This window comes from Arthrobacter sp. NPDC056727 (genome assembly GCF_042790555.1).
Lineage (GTDB): Bacteria > Actinomycetota > Actinomycetes > Actinomycetales > Micrococcaceae > Arthrobacter.
In genome coordinates this window covers 13,535-36,382 of record NZ_JBHTZA010000001.1, presented here as the reverse complement: position 1 = coordinate 36,382, position 22,848 = coordinate 13,535, and the positions used below count along the sequence as shown (strand labels likewise).

At 63.8% G+C, this 22,848-nt stretch carries 19 protein-coding genes; 11 read left to right on the top strand and 8 right to left on the bottom strand.

The window, feature by feature from the left end:
* Window positions 1-117 precede the first annotated feature (117 nt).
* The gene (gene tcuA, locus ACFRAH_RS00150; RefSeq protein WP_377988764.1) at window positions 118-1,590 is read left to right on the top strand and encodes an FAD-dependent tricarballylate dehydrogenase TcuA; all 1,473 of its coding nucleotides are present in this window, start codon (window positions 118-120) and stop codon (window positions 1,588-1,590) included.
* A 54-nt stretch (window positions 1,591-1,644) separates the two neighbouring features.
* Window positions 1,645-2,778 (top strand): XdhC family protein, encoded by a 1,134-nt coding sequence (locus ACFRAH_RS00145; protein ID WP_377988763.1) that lies wholly within the window; start codon window positions 1,645-1,647, stop codon window positions 2,776-2,778.
* Between the two features lie 475 nt (window positions 2,779-3,253).
* Here ACFRAH_RS00145 and ACFRAH_RS00140 read toward each other — a convergent pair whose 3' ends face one another.
* Entirely contained in the window at window positions 3,254-3,445 is a 192-nt protein-coding gene (locus ACFRAH_RS00140) for a helix-hairpin-helix domain-containing protein (RefSeq protein ID WP_377988761.1), read from the bottom strand.
* A gap of 483 nt (window positions 3,446-3,928) precedes the next feature.
* The gene (locus ACFRAH_RS00135) at window positions 3,929-4,210 is read right to left on the bottom strand and encodes a LysR family transcriptional regulator (RefSeq protein WP_377988760.1); all 282 of its coding nucleotides are present in this window, start codon (window positions 4,208-4,210) and stop codon (window positions 3,929-3,931) included.
* 191 nt (window positions 4,211-4,401) lie between these two features.
* Here ACFRAH_RS00135 and ACFRAH_RS00130 point away from each other — a divergent pair, with 191 nt between their 5' ends.
* The 7 genes from ACFRAH_RS00130 (at window position 4,402) to ACFRAH_RS00100 (ending at window position 12,766) form a co-directional block, all read left to right on the top strand.
* Window positions 4,402-5,586: a DDE-type integrase/transposase/recombinase gene (locus ACFRAH_RS00130; RefSeq protein WP_377988758.1), complete on the top strand. Its 1,185-nt coding sequence runs from the start codon at window positions 4,402-4,404 to the stop codon at window positions 5,584-5,586.
* A 781-nt stretch (window positions 5,587-6,367) separates the two neighbouring features.
* Window positions 6,368-6,583: a hypothetical protein gene (locus ACFRAH_RS00125; RefSeq protein WP_377988756.1), complete on the top strand. Its 216-nt coding sequence runs from the start codon at window positions 6,368-6,370 to the stop codon at window positions 6,581-6,583.
* A gap of 423 nt (window positions 6,584-7,006) precedes the next feature.
* Window positions 7,007-7,792 (top strand): IclR family transcriptional regulator, encoded by a 786-nt coding sequence (locus ACFRAH_RS00120; protein WP_377988755.1) that lies wholly within the window; start codon window positions 7,007-7,009, stop codon window positions 7,790-7,792.
* Window positions 7,793-7,907: 115 nt separating this feature from the next.
* Complete coding sequence (locus ACFRAH_RS00115; protein ID WP_377988753.1) at window positions 7,908-9,014, top strand: zinc-binding dehydrogenase; 1,107 nt, start codon at window positions 7,908-7,910, stop codon at window positions 9,012-9,014.
* A 42-nt stretch (window positions 9,015-9,056) separates the two neighbouring features.
* Window positions 9,057-10,364: an MFS transporter gene (locus tag ACFRAH_RS00110; RefSeq protein WP_377988751.1), complete on the top strand. Its 1,308-nt coding sequence runs from the start codon at window positions 9,057-9,059 to the stop codon at window positions 10,362-10,364.
* Between the two features lie 51 nt (window positions 10,365-10,415).
* Window positions 10,416-11,858: an aldehyde dehydrogenase (NADP(+)) gene (locus tag ACFRAH_RS00105; protein ID WP_377988749.1), complete on the top strand. Its 1,443-nt coding sequence runs from the start codon at window positions 10,416-10,418 to the stop codon at window positions 11,856-11,858.
* 83 nt (window positions 11,859-11,941) lie between these two features.
* Window positions 11,942-12,766 (top strand): HpcH/HpaI aldolase/citrate lyase family protein, encoded by an 825-nt coding sequence (locus ACFRAH_RS00100; protein ID WP_377988747.1) that lies wholly within the window; start codon window positions 11,942-11,944, stop codon window positions 12,764-12,766.
* 104 nt (window positions 12,767-12,870) lie between these two features.
* On the opposite strand, the gene trxA is transcribed toward ACFRAH_RS00100, so the two are convergent.
* From trxA to dnaK, 6 genes are read right to left on the bottom strand one after another with little or no spacing between them, the layout of a single operon-like run.
* Window positions 12,871-13,299 carry a thioredoxin gene (gene trxA, locus ACFRAH_RS00095; protein ID WP_377988746.1) on the bottom strand — a complete coding sequence of 143 codons (429 nt, stop codon included), beginning with the start codon at window positions 13,297-13,299 and terminating at the stop codon, window positions 12,871-12,873.
* The gene (gene clpB / locus ACFRAH_RS00090) at window positions 13,296-15,932 is read right to left on the bottom strand and encodes an ATP-dependent chaperone ClpB (protein ID WP_377988744.1); all 2,637 of its coding nucleotides are present in this window, start codon (window positions 15,930-15,932) and stop codon (window positions 13,296-13,298) included. Before clpB ends, trxA begins: the two co-directional genes overlap by 4 nt.
* A complete protein-coding gene (locus tag ACFRAH_RS00085) occupies window positions 15,929-16,243 on the bottom strand; it encodes a chaperone modulator CbpM (protein ID WP_377988742.1) in 315 nt (104 codons plus the stop codon). The genes clpB and ACFRAH_RS00085 overlap by 4 nt, the downstream gene beginning before the upstream one ends.
* Window positions 16,240-17,181, bottom strand: a complete 942-nt coding sequence (locus tag ACFRAH_RS00080; protein WP_377988741.1) for a DnaJ C-terminal domain-containing protein — start codon at window positions 17,179-17,181, stop codon at window positions 16,240-16,242. Before ACFRAH_RS00080 ends, ACFRAH_RS00085 begins: the two co-directional genes overlap by 4 nt.
* Window positions 17,174-17,704, bottom strand: coding sequence for a nucleotide exchange factor GrpE (locus tag ACFRAH_RS00075; RefSeq protein WP_377988739.1), 531 nt, complete (start codon window positions 17,702-17,704; stop codon window positions 17,174-17,176). The genes ACFRAH_RS00080 and ACFRAH_RS00075 overlap by 8 nt, the downstream gene beginning before the upstream one ends.
* Window positions 17,705-17,712: 8 nt before the next feature.
* Window positions 17,713-19,611 (bottom strand): molecular chaperone DnaK, encoded by a 1,899-nt coding sequence (dnaK, locus tag ACFRAH_RS00070; RefSeq protein WP_377950839.1) that lies wholly within the window; start codon window positions 19,609-19,611, stop codon window positions 17,713-17,715.
* Between the two features lie 326 nt (window positions 19,612-19,937).
* Between dnaK and ACFRAH_RS00065 the strand changes: the two genes are divergently transcribed.
* Together ACFRAH_RS00065 and ACFRAH_RS00060 are read left to right on the top strand one after the other, a co-directional pair.
* On the top strand, window positions 19,938-21,611 hold the full coding sequence (locus ACFRAH_RS00065) for a PucR family transcriptional regulator (protein ID WP_377988737.1): 1,674 nt from the start codon (window positions 19,938-19,940) through the stop codon (window positions 21,609-21,611).
* Window positions 21,612-21,959: 348 nt separating this feature from the next.
* Window positions 21,960-22,829 carry a S1C family serine protease gene (locus ACFRAH_RS00060; RefSeq protein ID WP_377988736.1) on the top strand — a complete coding sequence of 290 codons (870 nt, stop codon included), beginning with the start codon at window positions 21,960-21,962 and terminating at the stop codon, window positions 22,827-22,829.
* Window positions 22,830-22,848 lie beyond the last annotated feature (19 nt).

The window sequence follows — 22,848 nt, the reverse complement described above, 5'->3', positions numbered from 1 at the left end:
AAGCAGCAGCCGGCCACCCGGCAGCCCACCAGCGTCCCAGGCCAATGGCCGACGACTGCCCCCAAATGTATACAGAAATATTCAAGTGAATCCACGAGGGTCGAAAAGGAGATCCACATGTCCCGTCAAGAAGATCGAACAGACGTCGTAGTTGTGGGTGGAGGCAACGCTGGTTTCAGCGCGGCCATCGCTGCCGCCGAGCGCGGCCGCCGTGTCGTCCTGCTGGAGAAGGCGCCCCATTCCGCCCGCGGCGGCAACAGCTACTACACGGCCGGTGCCTTCCGGATCACGCACGACGGACTGGGCAGCCTGGGCGACCTCATCGAGCCGGACCCCCGGCACGCCGCCACCGACCTGCCCAGCTACACGGCGTCGGACTTCCAACTCGACATGAAGCGGGTGACCAACGGCAGCAACGACCAGACCCTGACCGACGTCCTGGTGGACAACAGCGCCGACACCCTACGCTGGCTCCACGGCCACGGCTTGCGCTTCCGCTTGATGTACGAACGCCAGGCCTACCCGGACGCAGCGGGCAGGCACCGGTTCTGGGGTGGCCTTGCGGTGGGATCCGTCGGCGGCGGTGTCGGACTGATCGAACAGCACGCAGACGCAGCCGCGCGCCTCGGCGTCGAGGTCCGTTACGAGGCGGCGGGCGAGTCGCTCCTCGTTGAGGACGGTGCCATCGTCGGCGTCGTTTACCGGGACGCTGCCGGAAAGCAGGCCGAACTCCGGGCTGATTCGGTCATCCTCTCCGCCGGCGGCTTCGAAGCTGACGCTACCATGCGGCGGAAGTACCTGGGCGAGGGTTGGGAACGCGCCAAGGTCCGCGGCAACCCGCTCAACACCGGTGACATGCTTCGGGCAGCGCTCGACGCCGGTGCCGCACCTTACGGTGACTGGACCACCTGCCACAGCGTGGCTTGGGATGCGAACGCACCGGAGAACGGCAGCCGCGTCCTCACGAACCAGCTGACCCGCGGAGGCTACTTCCTGGGCATCGTGGTCAACATCAACGGCGAGCGGTTCATTGACGAAGGCAGCGACTACCGCAATTACACCTACGCCAAGTACGGTGCCGAGATCCTGAAGCAGCCGGAAGGACGGGCCTTCCAGATCTACGACGCAACCACCAGGCCCATGCTGCGCAGCGAAGAATACGACTCCGACGGCGCCAGCGTGCACGTGGCCGATTCGCTCGACGAACTCGCAGCCTCCATTGGCGTCAACGCCGATGCCTTCCTCAAGACGGTGCAGACCTTCAACGCCAACATCGACGCCGCACGGCCGTTCGACGCCAGCACCAAGGACGGGCGCTCCTCCGCCGTGGAACCGCCCAAGAGCAACTGGGCCGTGGAAATCAAGGAAGCACCCTTCTACGCATTCCCGGTAACGTGCGGTATCACCTTCACGTTCGGCGGCCTCCGCGCCGACGATCACGGCCGGGTGCTCAAGGACGACGGGTCCGGCATCCCCGGCCTCTACGTTTGCGGCGAAATGCTCGGAGGGCTGTTCAGCGGCAACTACCCGGGCGGTTCCGGACTGACCTCCGGCGCCGTCTTCGGCCGCCGCGCCGGGTCGCTCGCCTAAGAAGCGGCGACGGCGCCTGGAAGACACACGGGACTACACGGGAGGAACTGATTCATGCGCGACATCCTTGAGGACATCGCATCATGGCACCGCGACGGCAGGCGCTTCGCGGTAGCCACGGTGGTACGCACCTGGAACTCGTCACCGCGCCCCGCGGGGGCATCCATGGCGGTGGCCGAAACCGGAGAGGTGATCGGCAGTGTCTCCGGCGGGTGCGTCGAAGGCGCAGTGTATGAAGTGGCCCGGGAGGTCCTGGAGACGGGGGTTCCGCAGCTCGTCCGGTACGGCGTTTCGGATGACAACGCCTTTGCTGCCGGCCTGACGTGCGGCGGAATCCTCGAGCTCCTGGTCCAGGTGGCGGATTCGACGGCCTTCCCCGACTTGGGCGAGGTCATGGAAGCCGTTGCCGCCAGGCGCCCAGTGGCGATTGCCACCATCATCGTCGGTTCGGATTCGCTTGGACACCGCCTTGTGGTCGAGCCGTCCGGGACGCGCGGCTCGCTCGGCCCCGAGGGCTTGACAGAAGCGGTGGCCAGCGGAGCCCTCGGAATGCTGGAGCACGGAACCAGCGGCGTCCTGCACGTGGGAAGCGAAGGAGAACGCCGGTCCGATGAAGTGTCGGTCTTCGTCGAGTCGATGGCACCGCCGCCGCGCATGATCGTGTTCGGGGCCATCGACTTTGCCGCCGCCGTCGCCCGCATCGGAAAGTTCCTCGGCTACCACGTGACGGTCTGCGACGCCCGGCCCCTCTTCGCCACCAAGGCCCGGTTCCCGGAGGCCGACGAGATCGTTGTCGCCTGGCCGCACCAATACTTGTCGAAGACCGACGTCGACGAGCGCACGGTCCTCTGCGTCCTGACCCATGACCCCAAATTCGATGGCCCGCTCCTGGAACGGGCGCTGCGCACCCAAGCGGGCTACATCGGCGCCATGGGCAGTCGCCGGACTCACGACATGCGAATAGCCCAACTGCGCGAAACCGGCTTTTCGGAGGAAGCACTGGCCAAACTTCGATCCCCGATCGGCCTAGACCTGGGCGCCAGGACGCCGGAGGAGACCGCCGTGTCGATTGCCGCGGAAATCATCTCGACGTTTTGCGGCGGCAGTGGTCATCCATTGACTAACACGACCAAACCCATTCACCGACTGCCACTGGCCTCACACACGCTCATCGCGACAGACCATTAGACTCTTCAAATAAGGGAAAACTCGGTAACCTTTGTGTCTGTCCAAGTCCCCATTCTGAGTGTGGATAAGGTCTCACCTGAACCGGACTCAGTGGCTGGTTCGTAACGCCCCAGTGCATGCGCCGCCGGAAGTCGGCCGTCAAGCTTCACGCATGACGTCAGGGTGGGATACACCCCAACCTGACGTCAGGAACATGGCCGAAGGTTTGTCAGTGTAAGGTCAGACTCAGAATTTCTGGCAAAGGGCCAAGAAAATCTGAGACCCCATTCGACAGAAAAGTGTCTGTTAAGGCAGCGCGGACATACGGATCCAGCGCAGGTTGCTAGACAGAGCGACGAAACGACTTCTCCCCCGCCGGTGATGATGTCGTCCTGTCTCGGGTCAACGTCTCGCTACCCTCGGCTGAGGTCGCATGCGCTTCCTGGCGGGCGGCAGGGGGCCATTGCCGGCCATTCTATGACGAAGGGCGGCTAGGTCAGGGAGAGGCCATGGTCTTGCAGGCTTCCTCGATGACGCGGAGCGCCTTGGGCCCTACGCCATGTAGCTTTGACAGTTCGGCGCGGGACACGCCGGCCAGCCCACTGAGTGTGGTGTAGTCGGCAGCATTCAAGGCGCGGATGGCGGGAACTCCTACCCTCAGAATGGCGTCAAGTGTTGATGTTGTCATTCCAATACCGTCCGGCTCCGCAGCACCGACGGCCGCGGCTACCGCTCCCACGAGGAGAACCAGAAGGTGTCCTTGGACGTTGAGCAAATCGCCAAGGGCCTTCGGGCGCAGAACATCACCGCCTCGTAACCAAAGACGGTCCGCTCCACCGAACGTTGCGCTGGCAGAGTTGGCCTCGCCTGAGGGGGTGGCCCGGCAGGGCTCACCAGTCCGCCCAGGCCGCGCTTACATAGCGGGCTCCACCACGAACTCCCCCGCACGGGAAATCAGCCGAACGGGCTGGGCCTTGAAGTCGGCGCCAGTGGGGTCGTTGGTCCTGCGCTTTACCGGCGCGCCCTCCCTCCAAACCGGGCAGCATGGCCGGTCACCCCTTTCCGTATGAGCAGCCGCCCGTTAATCTTCCTGGCCCTGTTCTCTTGGCAGCCGAGGTGGCTGCCCCGCGAATCTCAGAGAGCCTGGGACAAAAGCCTAATAGTCATGCAGTCAGCCAGAAACCCAGCCATGAACAGTCGTGGAGGCAGAAACAGGCAACGTCACAGCACCGCGGCCGGCGGCAATCGCACTGGCTCTCGCACGGTCGGCTGCAGCCAGGATCTCCCGGGCTGATGCTGTAAGCGCCACTCCCGCCGCGGTGAGCTGGACAGTGCGTGTGCTGCGGATGAAAGGGTCAACGCCAAGGTCTCTCTCCAGCTGCCGCATCATCCGGCTGACGGGCGGCTGGGCCACGTGAAGCCGCGCTGCAGCCCGGCCGGTGGAAGTGGGCATCAAATCGTTTTGCCAAATCGACTTGGCGTCCAGATTAAGGGCGGTGCCGAAGTGTGTCAAGCGTCCGCGTTGACTCATTGAAAACCTCCGCGTAGCCGGATTCGTTGCCTCATTTGAATACCTCCGCGTAGCGGCGTGGTTGAAGGTGTTGGTGGCGGTTGCGGGCTATGCCCGTTTTCATGGAGCTAACGATGGCCCAGCGGCAAGCTGTGACGAAGAAGAAGGCCCTCGCCTATCAGAGCGCGGACCGTGCAGGGAAGTCCCGGATCCTGGACGAGCTGGTCGACCTGACCGGTTGGCACCGCGACTATGCCAGGGCTGCCCTGAGGGACGCGCTGGTGCTGAAAATCGTCAGGCCGAGGCCGGGCAGGACACCCGTCTATGGGCCGGACCTGCTGCCGGCGCTGATCAAGTGCTGGGCGGTGCTGCGGGCCCCGGCCGGCAGGCTGCTGGCGCCGATGCTGCCGGTGCTGGTGCCGTTGCTGCGGCGGGACCGGGAGCTTGAGCTCACCGATGAACAGGCTGTGTTGCTGATGCGGATGAGCGCGGCGACGATCGACCGCAAGCTCGCCGGCGAGCGGGCCAGACTGATCCCGCGGGGACGGTCCCACACCAAGCCGGGGACGCTGCTGAAGTCCCAGATTCCGGTCCGCACCTGGGCCGAGTGGGACGACGCGGTCCCGGGGTTTGTGGAGATCGACCTTGTCGGTCACGAGGGCGGGAACAGCTTCGGGGAGTTCTGCTGCACGCTGACCGTGACCGATGTTTGCACCGGGTGGACGGTGAACCGGTCGGTGCGGAACAAGGCCGCGAAATGGGTCTTTGAGGCCCTTGAGCACGTCACTGCCGTGTTCCCGTTCCCCATCACCGGCATCGATTCGGACAACGGTTCCGAGTTCATCAACGAGCACCTGCTGGCCTACTGCCACGCGCACCAGATCACCTTCACCCGCTCCCGCCCGGGGAACAAAAACGACGGCGCACACGTCGAGCAGAAGAACTGGGCCCGGGTCCGGGAACTGGTCGGCTACCTGCGCTACGACACGCCCGCGGAGCTGGAGAAACTCAACGAGATCTGGGAGGTGGACCGCGTCTTCACCAACTACCTGCTGCCCCAGCAGAAACTGCTCTCCAGGCAACGCCACGGCGCGAAGATCACCAAGAAGCACGACGCGCCGGCCACACCCCACCAGCGCGCGGTCCGGCACGAACGGGTGCACAAACGGCCGGTCATCCAGATGAACGCGGCCTTCAAACGCATCAAACCCGGCGCCCTCTCCCGCCAGATCCTGGCTCTGACCGCAGAGCTGGAAACACTCGCCCTGGCCAAGAAACCAGCCCCTCTCAAACCGGTGAACCGCGCCTGGAACGGCTAACCAATCCGGAGGTTTTTCAACGAGGCAACGAAGCCACCCATCCGGAGGTTTTCAAATGAGGCAACGTATTACCCCTCCCGGAGGTATTGCAATGAGGCAACAGGGCGTCACTCGAAGCTCTTCGGTCCCCTAGGCTGCTGCGGAAGAGCGGCCATAACGTGGGCGGCACACTAGGCGACAAATCGTTTTGCCAATATCGCCGAACGCCTGCTCCGCCATTTCCGGGCCACTGAGGAGCCTAGGCACGCCGCTGAGACCATGGCCAGGACACCGGCACGGAGCCAAGCAACCGGCCAGTACACCGCCCCGGCCGCCCGGCAATCAACCATCTGAGCGCTAGTTATCCGCGCGGCCTAATGGGTGTCGCCATCCACCGCGACCTTCTGTTGCCTTTAGGATGAGCCTCATGACATCTGACGATGAGAAGGATCCTCCTGTGCCCGCCGATTTGGTCGGGGCACCGAAGCGCATCCACCATGACGATGCCCCGAAGCATGGCCGGGCCGGCCACGAGGCCCCTTTCGGACGAGCCTGACGACGGAGACTGAGAAGCGGATCAGTTCCTGGCCATCAAGAACCAGTGTTAAGAATTTTTCTTGGTCCTTGTCGATCCGACGCTTGCCCTGAGGCAGTAACAGAAGGACGCATAAGACGTTCTCGGTACCAAGAAGAACATTGAAGTTCATTGCTGATCATGCGCGCCAGCGACGAGGCTAAAAAAGCTTGAAGCAGCGGACATCGAACAGGTCATCAATGCCAGGGGCGCCTAAAACGAATCCCCATGAACGCCGGGGTGCTGCTGGCCGGTGAGGGGGTCGCCGCTGACATGAGCGAAGCTTCTGTTGTTCATATTTCAGGTGAAATCCCCGTTGTCACCGATGGCCCATATAGGGAAACCTATGAGCTGTTCAACGGTTCTGGATCATCCAGACCGCCAGCAAGGAAGCCGACTGCTGTGGGGAACTCAACCAGCCCTGACGCCATGGCCGACAGCTGATGCTGTATTCCTTCATTGGAGCACTTCCGTCGTAGCAGCGCTCCCACATATGCGCCGGGGTGTGGACGCCGACGTGTATGCCGGGCGACCTCGGCCTGATCGGTTTCCGGGTCCAGCCACCTATCGGGGGCACCGGCTGGGTGTTCCCTGTGCCGGAACGTTCACCCAGGTCACTGTCCGGCTGCACTTCCGCGGCATTGCGGGGCGCCCACTGGCACGCGAGTTTGTGGAGACCCGCCCGGACCATCGCCGCCTTCGCCACCGACGACTGCAGTGGAGCCGCCGTCTCGCTGGAGCGCGACCCACGACTGAGCGGAGCTCGTCCAGGGCCCCATCCTGTCCCTCGCTCCGTTGTGGCGACGGGCGGAGCTGTCAATCAGAAGGTTACGTGAGACTTTGCCCGTCTCGCTGAGTGAGACCATAATGCTTAACGTGAATTCCACTGAACCGAAGCCCCCTGCCAGCATGATTGAGCGGGTTTCACTGCTCCTTGACGTCTTCAGTCCTGAAGAACCAGTCCTGACGGGTGGGGAGATCGCACGCAGGGCCGGACTTTCCCGGGCGACCGCGGCACGGATACTCTCGGAACTCGCCAAGCACGATTTTGTCGACCGGGTCAAGTCGGGATACCAGATCGGCATCCGGTGTTTTGAATTGGGGCAGATGGCGCAGCAGCCAAAGGATCTTCGGCGCCTGGCCCTGGCAACGATGTTCGACCTCCGGCGGGCCACGGGCTTGACAGTTCAGCTGGGTGTTCTCGAAGGTAACGACGTCGTCTATATCGAGATCCTGCGCGGACAGTACCGGGACTTGACCATCCCATCCCGGGTTGGTGGACGTGTACCGTGCTATGCGACTGCTGGCGGGAAGGCCCTGCTTGCCCACGCTCCTGACCAGCTGGTCGAGGATCTTCTGAACGGTGAGTTGGAGAAGATCGGGCCCAACACTGTTACCGATCCCCAGGAGCTTCGCGCCGAACTGGACCTGGCGCGACGTGAGGGAATTGCCTATGAGCGCGAAGAATCCCATGCCGGCCTGGCGTGCGCGGCGAGTCCCATTCTGCGGGGTGATGGGACTGCTGTGGCGGCCATTTCCATCACTGCTCCGGTGGGGGTGGTGGAGATGAGACTGGTTGGTCCCGCGGTCCATGCAGCGACACTGGGACTGAACCGGCAGATGGGGGCAGTTCCGCACTGGGCCAAACTATAGGCGTCTCACTGGGTGAGAGGAAGATTTTGACGACGGCGGTCCGGACCTGATGCTTATGCTCAGTTCCCGTGATTTCAAACACGGGGTATGAGACCTAAGCAACAAGGAGTGATCGGTGAAGGCCGCAATCATGAACCAAGCAGGCGCACCGCTTGCCGTCGTCGATCTTGACCTACAGGCGCCTGGTCCGGGCGAAGTCCGGGTGCGCGTTGACGCGGCGGGCATCTGCCACAGTGATTACCACTACATGGTCCAGGACCTGGCATGCCGGACGCCTATCGTGCTGGGCCACGAGGGCGCGGGCATCGTGCAGGAAGTCGGAGCCGGCGTCACCCATGTCAGGCCAGGCGACAAGGTCATTCTGACCTGGCGGCCAAGTTGCGGCCGGTGCGAGTACTGCAGCAGCGGTTCGCCTGCGCTCTGCCGCCTCGGCGCGGCGCACGCGACCCATAACGAACTGCTGCGCGGCGGAACGCGGCTGTCACAGGACGGAAAGCCCGTACATCACCTGATGGGGGTGTCCTGCTACGCGGAAGAATGCGTCGTATCCGGCGAATCGGTGATCAAGATACCCCAAGAGGTTCCGGCCGCTGTGGCAGCCATCATGGGCTGTGCAGTGATCACAGGGATGGGTGTTGTGCTGAACGGAATGGGGGCTCCCGCCGGTGAGTCGATCCTCATCGTTGGAGCCGGCGGAGTGGGGCTTTCGGCGGTCATCGGCGCCGCAGCAGTCGGGGCCCACCCGGTGATCGTTGCCGACATTGACGACGAAAAGCTCGCGAAGGCGCGGGAGCTTGGGGCAACCCACACGATCAACACGCGTGAACACGATCTGGCCACCACTGTGCACGAGATCACTGGCAATGGAGCCCACTGGGCTGTCGAGGCAATCGGTCGGCCCCAGTCCATTCGCGAGGCAGTCATGGCACTTCGCCCCCGCGGCACGGCTTTCGTGGTGGGACTGTCCAACGCCGAGGCCGAGATCAACGTGCCCCTGAACCAGGTTGTCCAGCAGGAGAAATCGGTGAGGGGGAGCCTGTACGGTTCCTCCAATCTGTCAGTGCAGATACCCCAGATCCTGGACATGTATCTGGCCGGCCGTTTGCAGCTTGATGCCCTTGTCGGCGAGAAGTTCAGCCTGGCCCAGATCAACGATGCATTCGACTCGCTGACGAACGGAAACATCGGTCGTTCGGTGGTCCTGATGGGCAGCAGCAACTAATCCATACCTTCAACGTCGAAGGCCTTCCCTTAGGAGAAAAACATGTCATCAACTGTCGCAGCGCCACAGATCGTGGTCTCCGACCAGGATCGGAAGCGCGCCCTGTGGGGCAGCGCAGTCGGTAGCACAATCGAGTGGTACGACTACTTCCTTTATGGCACCATGTCCGGGCTGGTATTCGGCCCCTTGTTCTTCCCGTCCAACGATCCGACCGTCAGCCAGCTCTTGGCCTTGGCGTCCTTCGCCCTGGCCTTCTTGATCCGTCCGATCGGCGGCATTCTGTTCAGCCATGTCGGAGACCGGATCGGCCGGAAGAAAACACTGGTCGTCACGCTGACCCTGATGGGCGTCTCTACTGTCGCGATGGGTTTGATGCCCACCTATTCAGCTATCGGCGTCGCGGCTCCCATCATTCTGACTGTGCTCCGCCTGCTCCAGGGCCTTGCCCTGGGCGGCGAATGGGGAGGGGGCCTGCTTCTGGCCGTCGAGTACTCCCCCAAGAACCGGCGCGGATTCTTCGGCGCAGTCCCGCAGACCGGTGCTATGCTCGGCCTCGCTCTGGGCAACATGATCACCCTGGCCGCGGGCGCGGTCTTCTCTGACGAAGCGTTCCTGGCCTACGGGTGGCGGATACCGTTCCTTCTGTCGGTTGTCCTGCTGGCTGTCGGTCTTTGGATCCGCCACAAGGTCGACGAGACACCCTCATTCCGGATGGTGAAAGCCGCGGGTGCGACGAAACAGGTCCCCCTCGTCGACACCCTGAAGCACCACTGGCGTGAAGTCCTTATCGCAACGGGCGCCAAGATCGTTGAGACCTCGACGTTCTTCATGTTCGCGACGTTCACCGTCTCCTACGCCATGACCTTGGGGTACAAGCGCGAAGCCGTACTCTCGGTGCTGCTGGTCTGCGCCGTGATCGGCGTGTTCTCGATGGGCAAGTTTGGTGCGCTCTCGGACCGGATCGGCCGGAAAAAGGTTTTCCTCTGGGGCACCGTGGCCCTGATGGTGTTTATCCTCCCGTACCTCTGGATGCTCAACCAGAAGTCCCTGCCGTTCCTTGCCGTTGCGCTTTTCATCGGGTTTGCCGTCATCTGGCCCACCTATGGGTCACTGATCGGCACCGTGATCGCAGAAAGCTTCTCCCCGGACATCCGCTACACAGGCGCTTCCCTGGGCTACCAGCTGGGAGCAGCTATCGCGGGCGGGCCGGCTCCGCTGATCGCCACAGCACTCCTCGCAGCCTTCGGCGGCAGCTATCTTCCGGTGGGCCTTTTCATCATCCTCTGCGGCGCCATCTCACTCGTGGCTGTGTTGTTCGCCAAAGAAAAGAGCAACCAGGAGATCGACTAGGGCCCAAGTGTCCGCCGACCATCTTGGATACAAACAAGAGAGCAAGTCAAGATGACTATCGAAACTATTGAAAACCTGAGCCTGGACGAAGTCCTGAACGCGGCCGAAACCGCCTTCGAGAGCTGGTCCCGGATGCCCTCCACTGACCGTGCCCGCCACCTTGAGGCGATGGCTGCAGCCATGGAGACGCACGCCGACGAGCTCATCGAACTCGCCATGGCAGAGACGCATCTGACCGATGCGCGGCTGCGGGGAGAATTGACGCGGACCGTTTTTCAAATGCGGCTCTTCGCCGAGGAACTACGGATCGGCCGCTACGTTGACGCACGCATCGACCACTCCGATCCCGAATGGCCCATGGGTGCACCCCGCCCCGATCTTCGACGGATGCTGCTCCCGCTGGGGCCGGTGCTGGTCTTCGCCGCCAGCAATTTCCCCTTTGCCTTTTCCGTCGGTGGCGGCGACACCGTTTCAGCCCTGGCGGCAGGCTGCACGGTCATCGTCAAGGCGCACCACGGACATCCGGGGCTCTCGGCGCGCACCGCCGCGATTCTCCTCAGGGCCTTGGAAGAGTCCGGGGCACCTGTTGGCGTGCTGGCCCTGATCCACGGAACAGAAACCGGCGTCCGGGCCCTGAAAGATCCCAGGATCCAGGCGGGCGCTTTCACCGGAGGAATCCCCGGCGGGCGGGCACTATACGACATCGCCCAACAACGGGATGTTCCGATTCCGTTTTATGCGGAGATGGGCAGCAACAACCCGGTTTTTGTTACCCCCGCGGCGGGAGCAGAACGTCCGGCTGCCATCGCTGAGGGCTACGTGGCCGCAGTGACCGGCAGCGCCGGCCAATTGTGCACCAAACCGGGAACCCTCTTTGTTCCGTCGGGAAGCCAAATCATCGAACACCTGCGCACCGCGGAACTGCCGGGCGCCACAAGGCTCCTGACCGAACGGATACAAGCGGGCTACACCCGGGAAGTTGCCGAGCTCGCAGGCCACCGGCAGGTCCGCATCCTGAACGGGAACATTCCCGGCGAGCCCGCCGGCCCGGCGCCACTGATCCTGGCCACCGACATCGCAGCAGTCCTCGAGGATCCGGACCTGTTCCTGGCCGAGCGGTTCGGGCCCTTCTCCCTGGTGGTTGAGTACGAGGACATAGATCAGCTCCTGACGGTTGCCCGGAGGATGGACGGCCAACTCACCGCCACGGTACAGGCCACAGACCAGTGCGACGTCCGCCAACTGCTCAGTGTTCTGGCCGGCAAGGCGGGACGCGTCCTGTGGAACGGCTGGCCCACAGGCGTCTCTGTAACACATGCCCAGCAGCACGGCGGACCATACCCGGCGAGCACTGCCGTCCAAACCACATCTGTCGGGACGGCAGCGATTCAACGGTTCCTGCGTCCGGTGGCACTGCAGGGGTTCCCCGACCATGTCCTTCCCGCGGAGTTGCAGGGCAACAACCCGCTGGGGATTCCGCGGCACCTAGGATAATCCCGACGGCTTGAACTTCGGGGCCACATGGACCGGGTCCGGCCCGCGGACACAATGAACAGATCTCGTAGAAGGATGACCTGATGCACGACAACCCCGTCAAGGTGGCTCTGCGCTCCGGCGCCACCTCAACCGGAACTTGGTTAACGCTGGGTTCACCTGCGGTGGCCGAGGCCCTGGCCCATTGCGGGTTCGACTGGCTCGTAGTCGACCTTGAGCACGCCCCTAACGATCCCGCCAGCGCTGTGGAACAGTTGAGGGCCGTCGACGCCGCCCGGGCTAACGGCGGCCGTGCCGAGGCAATCGTGCGCCTGGCCGAAAACGATCCTGTCCTGGCCAAGCGGGCCATGGACATTGGTGCGCGCACTCTTATCTTCCCGAATGTCAACAGCGCGGACGAAGCGCAGGCGGCTGTCCGCGCGATGCGTTACCCGCAGAACGGTAACGCTGGCGTGCGGGGCGTGGCAGGATTGGTCCGGGCCGGCCGGTACGGTCTTGACCCGGTGTACGTGAAGAACGCCAACGAACAAGTGTGCACCATCGTGCAGATCGAATCCCGATCCGGCGTGGACAACGCTGCGGCCATCTGTGCAACCGAGGGTGTCGACTGCGTTTTCCTGGGCCCGTCCGACTTGGCTGCGTCCCTCGGCCATCTGGGCGACACCTGGCATCCAGAGGTCGTCGAAGCCATGCGGTCGGTTGTGGCCCAGGCACGCAAGGCTGGAAAGGCCACCGGCGTTTTCGCGAACGACGCAGACGATGCCAAGCTGTTCATCAGCTGGGGGGTCACTTTCATCGGGCTCCACTCCGACGTTCGCTGGCTATGCCAGGGAGCGCAGCAAGAGGCCGGGCGGCTGGAAGCCGGACTGCAGGCAGAGCAGGCAATCAAGGTCCACACCGCCTCATGACCTGACGGCGAGGAAAAAATACCTTGTAGCAGGTGTGGGCCCCCGGAGGATGCCCTGCGGCCCGCCCCAAAGGGGCGGGACCGCCGTCGTCGGCTGTTCTTGTGCTACTTCGTGAGTGCCCCGTCCAGCCAGGACCTCAGTGCGGGGGCGGGAGCTGCGCCGGCCTGCCTCGCGACGATCTCGCCGTCGACGATGACCATCAACGTTGGCACTGCCTGAATCGCGAATTTGGCGGAGAGCTGCGGTGAGTGGTCGACGTCGACCTTTACGAGTTTGATCTGCCCCGCGCGTTCGTGTGCCAACTGGTCCAGCACGGGGCTCACCATCCGGCAGGGTCCGCACCACACCGCCCAAAAGTCCACCAGTACCGGAACGCCGGAACGTTCGGCGATCTCGCCGAAGTCGTCGTCGCCCGCTTCAACCACCCAGGGAAGCTCCCGGTGGCAACTGCCGCAGCGTGGCCGGCCGTCGGCGACGGCCGGCACGCGGTTGGATTTGCCGCAGTGGGGACATTTGGTGATGGCCTTGTTCATGCGGTTCCGGCCCCTTCCAGTTCCATCGTGCTGTAGTCAACCACTAGTTCCCCTCCGGATGCGGTCACCGTGACCACTCCGCCTTCCGCGATGCTGCCACGCAGCAGGGCCCGGCCCACTTGCGTTTCCACCACATGGGAAATGTAGCGGCGCAGGGGCCTGGCTCCGTAGACCGGGTCGAAGCCGCGTTCGGCTATCAGAAGGCGCGCTTCCTCGGTCAGGTGCAGCTCTATTTGCTGCTCGGCCAGCCGTTGTCGCAGCTGTTGGAACTGCAGATCAACGATGCGCTCGATTTGCGGCAGTCCCAGGGGCGCGAACAGGACCGTATCGTCCACGCGGTTGAGGAACTCGGGGCGGAAATGCGCCCGGAGCTCACCCATCACCATGCCGCGCGCATCGTCGGTGATCGCCCCGCCTTCGGCCGAACCCTCCAAAAGGTACTGGGAACCGATATTGGAGGTCATGATGATGACGGTATTGCGGAAATCGACGGTCCGGCCCTGCGAGTCCGTAATCCTCCCGTCATCGAGTACCTGCAGCAAAGTGTTGAAAATATCCGGGTGGGCCTTTTCCACCTCATCGAACAGCACCACCGAGTACGGCTTCCGGCGTACCGCCTCGGTGAGCTGTCCTCCTTCGTCGTAGCCGATGTAGCCAGGTGGCGCCCCCAGCAGTCGGCTCACAGTGTGGCGCTCCTGGTACTCGCTCATGTCCAGCCGGATCATCGCGTTCTCGCTGTCGAAGAGTGCCGCAGCCAGAGCCTTTGCAAGCTCGGTCTTCCCGACACCGGTCGGGCCGAGGAAGATGAAGGAGCCGATGGGACGGCGGGGATCCCGGATACCGGAACGGGCGCGGATGATGGCGTCCGACACCGCGCTAATCGCTTCTTCCTGTCCCACGACGCGGGAGCGCAGGATTTCGTCCAGGTGCAGGACTTTTTCACGTTCGCCCTGCTTCAGACGTGCGACCGGTATGCCTGTCCACGCCGCGACGATGTCGGCGATCTCGTCCTCCGTCACCACCTCACGGAGCAGGCGTTTTTCACCCTGTTTCGCGGTCAGCCGGTCCTCCTCGGCGGCCAGCCGCCGTTCGAGGTCGGCAAGTCTGCCGTAGCGTAGCTCAGCCGCCCGGTTGAGGTCGTAGTTCCGCTCTGCTTCCTCGGCCTCCTGCCGCAGCCGCTCCAGTTCACTGCGAATTTCCTGCAGTTTGTGGATCGCCTGGCGCTCGGCTTCCCATTGGGCCCGCTTCGCGTCAGCCTCAGCCCGCAGGTCCGCCAATTCACGCCTCAACTCCTCGAGCCGGGTCTTGCTGGCCGGATCGGTCTCCTTGGAGAGTGCAGCCTCTTCTATCTCGAGCCGCGTGACCTTCCGGGTGAGCTCATCCAGTTCTGCCGGCATCGAATCAATTTCCGTCCGCAAGCGGGCGCACGCCTCGTCCACTAGGTCAATGGCCTTGTCCGGAAGGAACCTGTCAGTGATGTACCGGTGGGAAAGGGTGGCCGCAGCCACCAGAGCACTGTCCTGGATCCGTACACCGTGGAAGACCTCAAGGCGCTCCCGCAGCCCGCGAAGTATGGAAATAGCGTCCTCGACGTCGGGCTCGTCAACCGTGACCGGCTGGAAGCGGCGCTCCAAAGCCGCATCCGACTCAATGTGCTTGCGGTATTCGTCGAGGGTGGTGGCGCCGATCATGTGCAGTTCCCCGCGGGCCAGCATTGGCTTGAGCATATTTCCGGCGTCCATCGACCCCTCAGACGCGCCTGCCCCGACGACGGTGTGCAGCTCGTCGACGAAGAGCAGGATCCTGCCTTCTGCCGCCAGCACCTCGGCCAGGACCGCCTTCAGCCGCTCCTCGAACTCGCCGCGGTACTTGGCACCGGCCACCAGGGCGCTCAGGTCGAGCGAGAAGATGGTCTTGTTCTTCAGCCCTTCCGGCACATCCTGCCGGACGATCCTCTGGGCCAGTCCCTCCACAATGGCGGTCTTGCCGACTCCGGGCTCGCCGATAAGCACCGGATTGTTCTTGGTCTTGCGGGAAAGTATCTGGACGACCCGCCGGATTTCCGCGTCGCGGCCGATGACCGGATCCAGCTTTCCGGTGCGGGCGTCCGCCACCAGATCGCGGCCGTACTTCTCCAGCGCTTCGTAGGTCTGTTCGGGTGTTGACGAGGTGACGCGCTGATTTCCCCGTACCTGGGTCAGGGCCGACAGGAATGCCTCGCGGGTGACCCGGTGATCAGCCAGCACCCTTCCGGCGGCAGTGGACCGTCCTTCCTCCGCCAGGGCAACCAGCAGGTGCTCCACCGAGACGTACTCGTCTTTGAGGCGCTTGGCTTCACGTTCGGCGGTATCCAGGAGTGCGCCCAGCCTGCGGCTCACATACACCTGGCCCGGTCCCGCTCCGGGGCCCGTGACCTTTGGCTTGCGCCTCAGCTCGGCTTCGACGGCCGCTCTCAGCTCGTGCACATCCACCTGCATGGCCACGAGCAGGCGCGGGACAAGGCCACTTTCCTGCTCCAGCAGGGCCAGCAGCAGGTGTTCACCGTCAGTCTCAGTGTGCCCATTGCGTTGGGCTATCCGTTGGGCCTCCGCCAGGGCCTCCTGCGACTTCTGGGTCAAACTCTCCATGTTCATTTTGAAGCAGTCCCTTCCACCTGCGTGATTTCAACCAACCGTCGTTCAAGCGAGTCGACCCGCACCAACAGATCGAGTACCAGCGGGATTGCCGCGTAGTTCAGCGACAGCTCCGAATGGAGTCTCATGACGCGCGCTATGAGTTCCGGGGCCTGCGGGCTGAACCATGGTCCGCCCGCGGCATCGCCCAGCGGCCGGATCAGATCCAGATCCACGAACCGCATGACGACGTCTGGGTGGACGCCGCTGCTGCGCGCCACCGCCTCGAGATTCAGGCGCCACGGATAGGCGAGCGGATATTCTCGGCTCATAAGAGCCCCTCTCTCGGGTGAAAGTCGGAGACAGCGGCAAGCTGCTCGTATAGCTTGCGCACCTCACTGCTCAACCGCGGGGGCACCATGACACGGATCTCCGCGTAGAGGTTCCCGGGCTGGCCCTTCGGGTCGGGCACACCTTGGCCGCGAAGCCGAAGTCTGCGCCCGCTGGAAGACCCGCCGGGAACGGTGATGGTGACCGGCCCCGCAGGCGCGTTGACCTTGATCTTGGTCCCGAGAGCGGCTTCCGACGGCGTGACGGGAAGGTCGAAGTGAATGTCCCGGCCCTTGAGCCGGTATCTGGCGTCCGGCTGGATGCGTACGGTCAGGAACAGATCCCCCGGCGGACCCCCGCCGCGGCTAGCGGCGCCCTCCCCCGCGAGGCGGATGCGCTGGCCGTCCAGCACACCGGGGGGCACGTCGACGTCATAGTTCCGGGCTTCGCCGCCCGGCTGGGCCAGGCGGACGGTGCGGCGTCCGCCACGGATCGCTTCGTCGAGGGTCAGCCGAAGCTCGGCTTCGTGGTCCGCTCCCTGTACTGGACCTGCTCCCTGCTGACGGAACCAGCCACCCAGCAGGTCCTCCCAATCCACGTCGCCACCCATATCGACGTCGACATTTCCGTACCCGCCGCGTCCCGGCCGCGGACCTGGCCGGGGGCCGCCGGGCCCCCACCGCTGACCGCCTCCGGCCGGTCCGCCACCGCTGCCGGCGTACTGCCGGAAATCGGCACCGAAGCGATCGTAACGGGCCCTCGTTTCGGCGTCCGAAAGAGTGCTGTAGGCCTCCCCGATTTCCTTGAACCGCTCAGCGGCGTCCGGATCACGATTGACGTCCGGATGATATTTCCGTGCCAGTTTGCGGTAGGCGCGCTGGATCTCGTCAGCGTCCGCCGTCCGGGAGACGCCGAGAACGGTATATGGGTCCTTAGCCACGGTCAGCGTTCACCGCCCGGCTGACAACGACCGCCGCTGGCCTGAGGATGGTGTCCGTGCCGCCGTAGCCCGGGCGCAGTACGCTCAGCACCGTCCCTGGGGGAACCTCGTCCGTTTCCGACACACTGACCACCTCATGAATCCGCGGGTCGAAGGGAACGTTCTCGGCGTCGATCCGCGGGTAGCCAAGGCGGGACAGGGTATCGATGGCCTGGGATCGGATAGCGACTATGCCATCGACGAGCGGGTCCCCGGCAGCCGGGGCGTGAGCCAAGGCCAATTCCAGATTGTCGAGGACGGGCAGCCACGCCAAAGAGACCGCTGCGCGCTCTTGTGCCCTTACCTGTGCGCCGTCCCGGGCGGCGCGCTTTCGGACGTTGTCTGCGTCAGCCAGCGCACGGCGCCACAGATCCTCCATTTTGGCGAGCGCGTCCGCCTGTTCCGTCGCTTTGGTTTCCCTTTCACCGAGTGTGGCGGCCTCTGCCTCGTTACTTCCTGGAGCCGGCCCTGCCTGGTCGCTCATGGCCGTTCCTAGCCACGGTCGAATTCCGCGTCGACGATGTCATCCTCATCTACATCGTTGGACGCTGCGGGCTGAGATGCGGATTCCTGACCCGCCCCTGCGGTGGCCGCGGAGGCAGCCGAGGCGCTCAGCGCCGACTGCAGCTGCTGAAGCTCGGAAATCAGTTCCCTGGCGGTGCCAACGTCTGCCTGGTTGCTGACGGCGTCGCGCGCCTGACCAACGAGCAGTTCCGCTCGGGCCTTGTCGTGCACCGGGACTGCGTCACCTAGCTCATTGACGGCCCGCTCAACGCGGTAGGCCACTGCATCGAGTTCGTTGAGGGTGTCGATCCGCTCCCGGTTCTGCAGGTCCTCGCTTCTGTGGGACTCAGCCTCGGCGATCATGCGCTCGACTTCCTTGGTGTCGAGGTTGGAGCCTTCGCTGATGGTGATGCCCTGTTCCTTGCCCGTGTCCTTGTCGCGGGCGGTCACGTTCAAAATGCCGTTGGCATCTACATCGAACGTGACTTCGATCTGCGGTTCTCCGCGGGGCGCTGGCCGGATATCGGTCAGCTGGAACCGGCCCAGCACCCGGTTATCCGCTGCCAGTTCCCGCTCCCCCTGCAAGACCACCACGTCCACGGCGGGCTGGTTGTCGTCCGCGGTGGAGAACACTTCGCTGCGCCGTGCGGGGATGGTCGTGTTGCGCTCGATGATCTTTGTCATCACACCGCCGCGGGTCTCGACACCCAGGGAAAGCGGCACAACGTCCAGAAGCAGGACGTCCGAGACCTCTCCTTTAAGCACACCGGCCTGGATCGCAGCACCGATAGCCACGACTTCGTCCGGATTGACGCTCATGTTGGGATCTTTGCCGCCGGTCAGGCGCCGGACGACGTTCTGCACAGCGGGAATGCGGGTGGAGCCGCCGACCAAAATGACTTCATCGATGTCGTTGGCGGTGACCTTGGCGTCCGTCATCGCCTGCTTGACAGGATCCATGGTGCGTTCCACCAGGTCGTGGGTGATGTCTTCAAAAACGGAGCGCCTAACGGTGGTCGTCAGATGCTTGGGCCCCGTGGCGTCGGCAGTGATGAAGGGAAGGTTCACCTGGGTCTGGGTCACAGAACTCAGCTCGACCTTCGCTTTCTCGGCAGCCTCGAACAGGCGCTGCAACGCCTGCGGGTCCGACCGGAGGTCGATGCCCGCCTCCTTCTGGAAGTCGTCGGCCAGGTAATCGACAAGCCGGCGGTCAAAATCGTCTCCGCCGAGATGCGTGTCCCCCGCCGTGGAGCGGACCTCAACAACCCCGTCCCCCACGTCCAGCAGGCTCACATCAAAAGTTCCGCCGCCAAGGTCGAAAACCAAAACCGTCTCATGCTGACGTTTATCGATGCCATAGGCCAGGGCCGCTGCAGTAGGCTCGTTGATGATGCGCAGGACTTCCAGCCCGGCAATCCTGCCCGCGTCCTTGGTCGCAGTGCGCTGTGCATCGTTAAAGTACGCGGGAACCGTAATGACGGCCTCCGTCACCTTTTCGCCCAACTGCTTCGCGGCGTCGTCCACTAACTTGCGGAGAACGAGCGCACTCACCTCTTCGGGTGCGACTTTCTTGCCCTGAACCTGAAAACGCGCCACGCCGTTGTCGTCCGCGACGACGTCGAAACTCACGGCTTTGGCCTCATCCGTGATCTCGTCAAAGTGTCGGCCGATGAACCGCTTGGCCGACGTGATAGTTCCCTTGGGATTGAGAATCGCCTGGCGTCGGGCCAATTGCCCCACAAGCCGTTCCCCGTTGTCCGTATACGCGACAACCGACGGAGTGGTCCGGGCTCCTTCGGCGTTGGGGATAACGCGGGCTTCCCCGCCTTCCCAGACGGCGATCACCGAGTTGGTTGTTCCAAGATCAATCCCTACTGCTTTGGCCATGACTCACTCCGGTCCTAGAGGGCGCGCGACCGGTCCTGTGGCGACGTCCGCCCGAGGTTGCACCACATGACTCCACGCCCTGTCCTGCTGGGCCAGGGGGCTCACAGGGCTTTTGTCACGGGGCCTTATAGGGTTGAGTCTGCGCCTTGCACGGGAGCGACGGCATGCCCTCGAGGGTCCAAATATGCTCCCGGGAATTGCCCTATCGGGATAGATTGCACAGGCGTAGTCTGGAAATCGCTGGGATGATTGGGGATCCGCCGCCACGCATCTCGCCCACGAACGAGGCCCTCAGCCGCGGACAGAGAGACCGGCAGGTAACGTGGATGTTCGATCGACTAAGGGCCGAGGAGACTCTCCTCAAGGCCGCACAATCTGTTTCTTCACTGGAATTTTGCCATGTGGCAGCTTGCTTTCTAGTGGTGGACGGTCATCTGCTTCCGGGCCCGAACCGGGCGCCGACGGCCCAGGACCCAGGTGTCCGCCGGTCCGACGCCAGGGATGCCGAACTTCCCTCCACAGGGCCGGGGTGGCGATACGCACTCTCGACCTATGACGGCAGCGGAGAACTGATCGGGTGCCTTGTCCTGCAGGCCCGCACAGCTCCGAGTCCGGCGCAGATGATCGAGCTACACGCAACGGCGGAAACTCCCCCCGGCGTAGTCGAGGAAGCGGCAAGAGCACACCAGCAGGAGCACGCGGCCCCGCTGTCCAATGCCGCCGACGTGGACAATCGCCTGCGTATCCTCACGGCAACGGTACTGCAGCTCGAAACCCGGACGTCGATCCAGAACGCCCTCAATGGCACTCTCACAGCCCCCCTCGGACAAATGAGCTCCCGGGAGTCCCTTCTGGCGGAAGTGCTGTCAGTGCTGACGGGGCACCCGGTCTGCATCGAGGACGCGTTCGGCAACATCCGCGCCGCGGCCGGTACCAAATCCGGGCGTCCGTATCTCCGGCCCAGTGCGGCCGACAGGTCCCGGACGGTGCAGCTCTGGCACGCCTTCGGATTGCCGGTCCAAGAACCCCGAGGGCTCGTGGCGCTGGTTCTGCCGGACCGGGACGTGCTCGGAGCAATGTGCTTGCTCGAGAACGGCAGGCCCTACACGGCCGATGACGTCTTCGCTTTGGAGTATGGAACGCGGCTCTTGCAGATCGAGTTGTCGCACCGCCGCAGCATTGCCCAGCTGGAACTGAAACTGGGGCGCGACCTGGTGGATGAACTGGTGTCGGGAATGGATGAAGACACCGCAGCCATGCGTGCCGAGGCGATGGGATATGACATCACGGGCCCGCAGCACGTAATCGTTGCTCAGTGGCAACCGCCAAGAACCGACGATACGGTCGTGGTCGCCCTGCGCAGAACACTGCGGGAACTGCAGACGCCTGCCCTCGTTTCACGGCGTTCGGACATAACACTTGCCGTGGCTACGGGAGATCCGCTCGATACAAAGCTCTTCACCGTTGCGGCAAGGACTCTGCGCAGCGCCACCGGAGCCGTGGGCATCGGAGGTCCGAGCCACGATGTCACTCAGCTCCCACGCTCTTACGCGCAGGCCCTGCGTGCGCTGCACATCCGGGTACATTCCATCGACCCCTACGGACTCACCCGCTACGACCAGCTGGGGATCTACCGCATCCTTGACATGCCCGGCAGCGAAACTGACCTCTCCGGCTACGTCGCGGAGTGGCTAGGTGCACTGCTGAGTAACGACGCCCGCAGGGGATCCGATCTGGTGCACACCTTGGCGCAGTATCTGGATCATGGCGGCAACTACGACGACACGGCCGACAGCCTTGCCATTCACCGGAGCACGCTGCGATACCGGCTGAAGTCAATCCGGCAGGTCACCGGTTTAGACCTTGCTGACCCCGAGACCCGCCTCAACCTGCACGTTGCCACGCGAGCCTGGCGCCTACGTCCGCACGAACGCGATGAGCCATTGCACGGCTCAGATCAAGCGCGAAATAAAAGCGCCCAACAGTTGCCTCGGATTTGACCTGGGGGACTCAAATTCGGGCCGTTTTTAGGCGTCGCGGGGCCATGCGGGCGCCACGGCGGCGGAGGAGACTCAGACTGGTACATGTCGCCGTCGACATCCAGAGAAGGCAACGGGCATCCAATGAGTATGAGCAGACGAACGGCCGCCGAGGGCAAGGCCCCGCTCCCGTCTCCAGGACGCATGAGGGCGTGGACCGCCATTCTCGGCGCGGGGTTACTCATATTCGGGTCGGCGTGCACAGCGTCGCCTCCGGCTCCGCCATCACAGTCCGCCAGCGCTGGGGGTTCCAGTTCCACAGGGGACCTTTCAGCCGTTCCTGGGATCGTCAGAGAAGTTGAGCCCTCTGTGGTCACGATCCAGACATCAGGGGGCATCGGCAGCGGAGTGGTCTACCGCAGCGACGGCACCATCGTCACGGACGCCCACGTGGTGGAGGACCAGCAAAAGAAGCCGTTCAAGAGCGTCCGGATCCACTTCGCAGACGGATCCCAGGCACCGGCCACCGTCGTCGGTGTTGACGACCCAACCGATGTGGCAGTGGTGAAGGCTGACCGGGGCAACCTTCCGGCAGCCAAGTTCTCGACGACGCTTCCCGAAGTTGGGCAGCTGGCAGTTGTTCTTGGCAGTCCGCTGGGGCTGGAGCAGACCGTCACGGCCGGCATCGTTTCCGCACTTCACCGTAATATGCCACCGTCAGAGGGGTCGCCGCAGGGGCTTATCGACCTCATCCAGACGGACGCGCCCATCTCCCCGGGCAATTCCGGTGGAGCCGTGGTCAACAGCAGCTCTGAGATCATCGGGCTCTCAGAAGCGTATCTACCGCCCAGTTCGGGGGCCGTGTCCATCGGGTTCGTGACTCCCGCGGCGACGGTGACCGACGTAGCGGACCAGATTCTGAAGAGCGGGGTGGCCACGCACGCGGTCATGGGAATTATTCCGACCGACATCTCTCCTGAGGTCGCAAGCCGCTTTGGCCTCCCCACCACGTCGGGCGCGCTGGTCATCGAAGTTGCCCGCGGAGGACCGGCAGCCAAAGCGGGACTGCAACCAGGAGACATCGTCACGCAGTTCGACGGGCAGAAGATCGCGAGTGTGACCGACCTCCTGGCCGCTATCCGCAAGAAAGAGCCGGGGCAGCAGTCCGATGTCGAGTTCCAGCGCGGGCACGACACGAAAACATCGAAAGTCACACTGGGGAGCACCGCCAAGGAATAGACCGTGTTCGAAGGCGCTG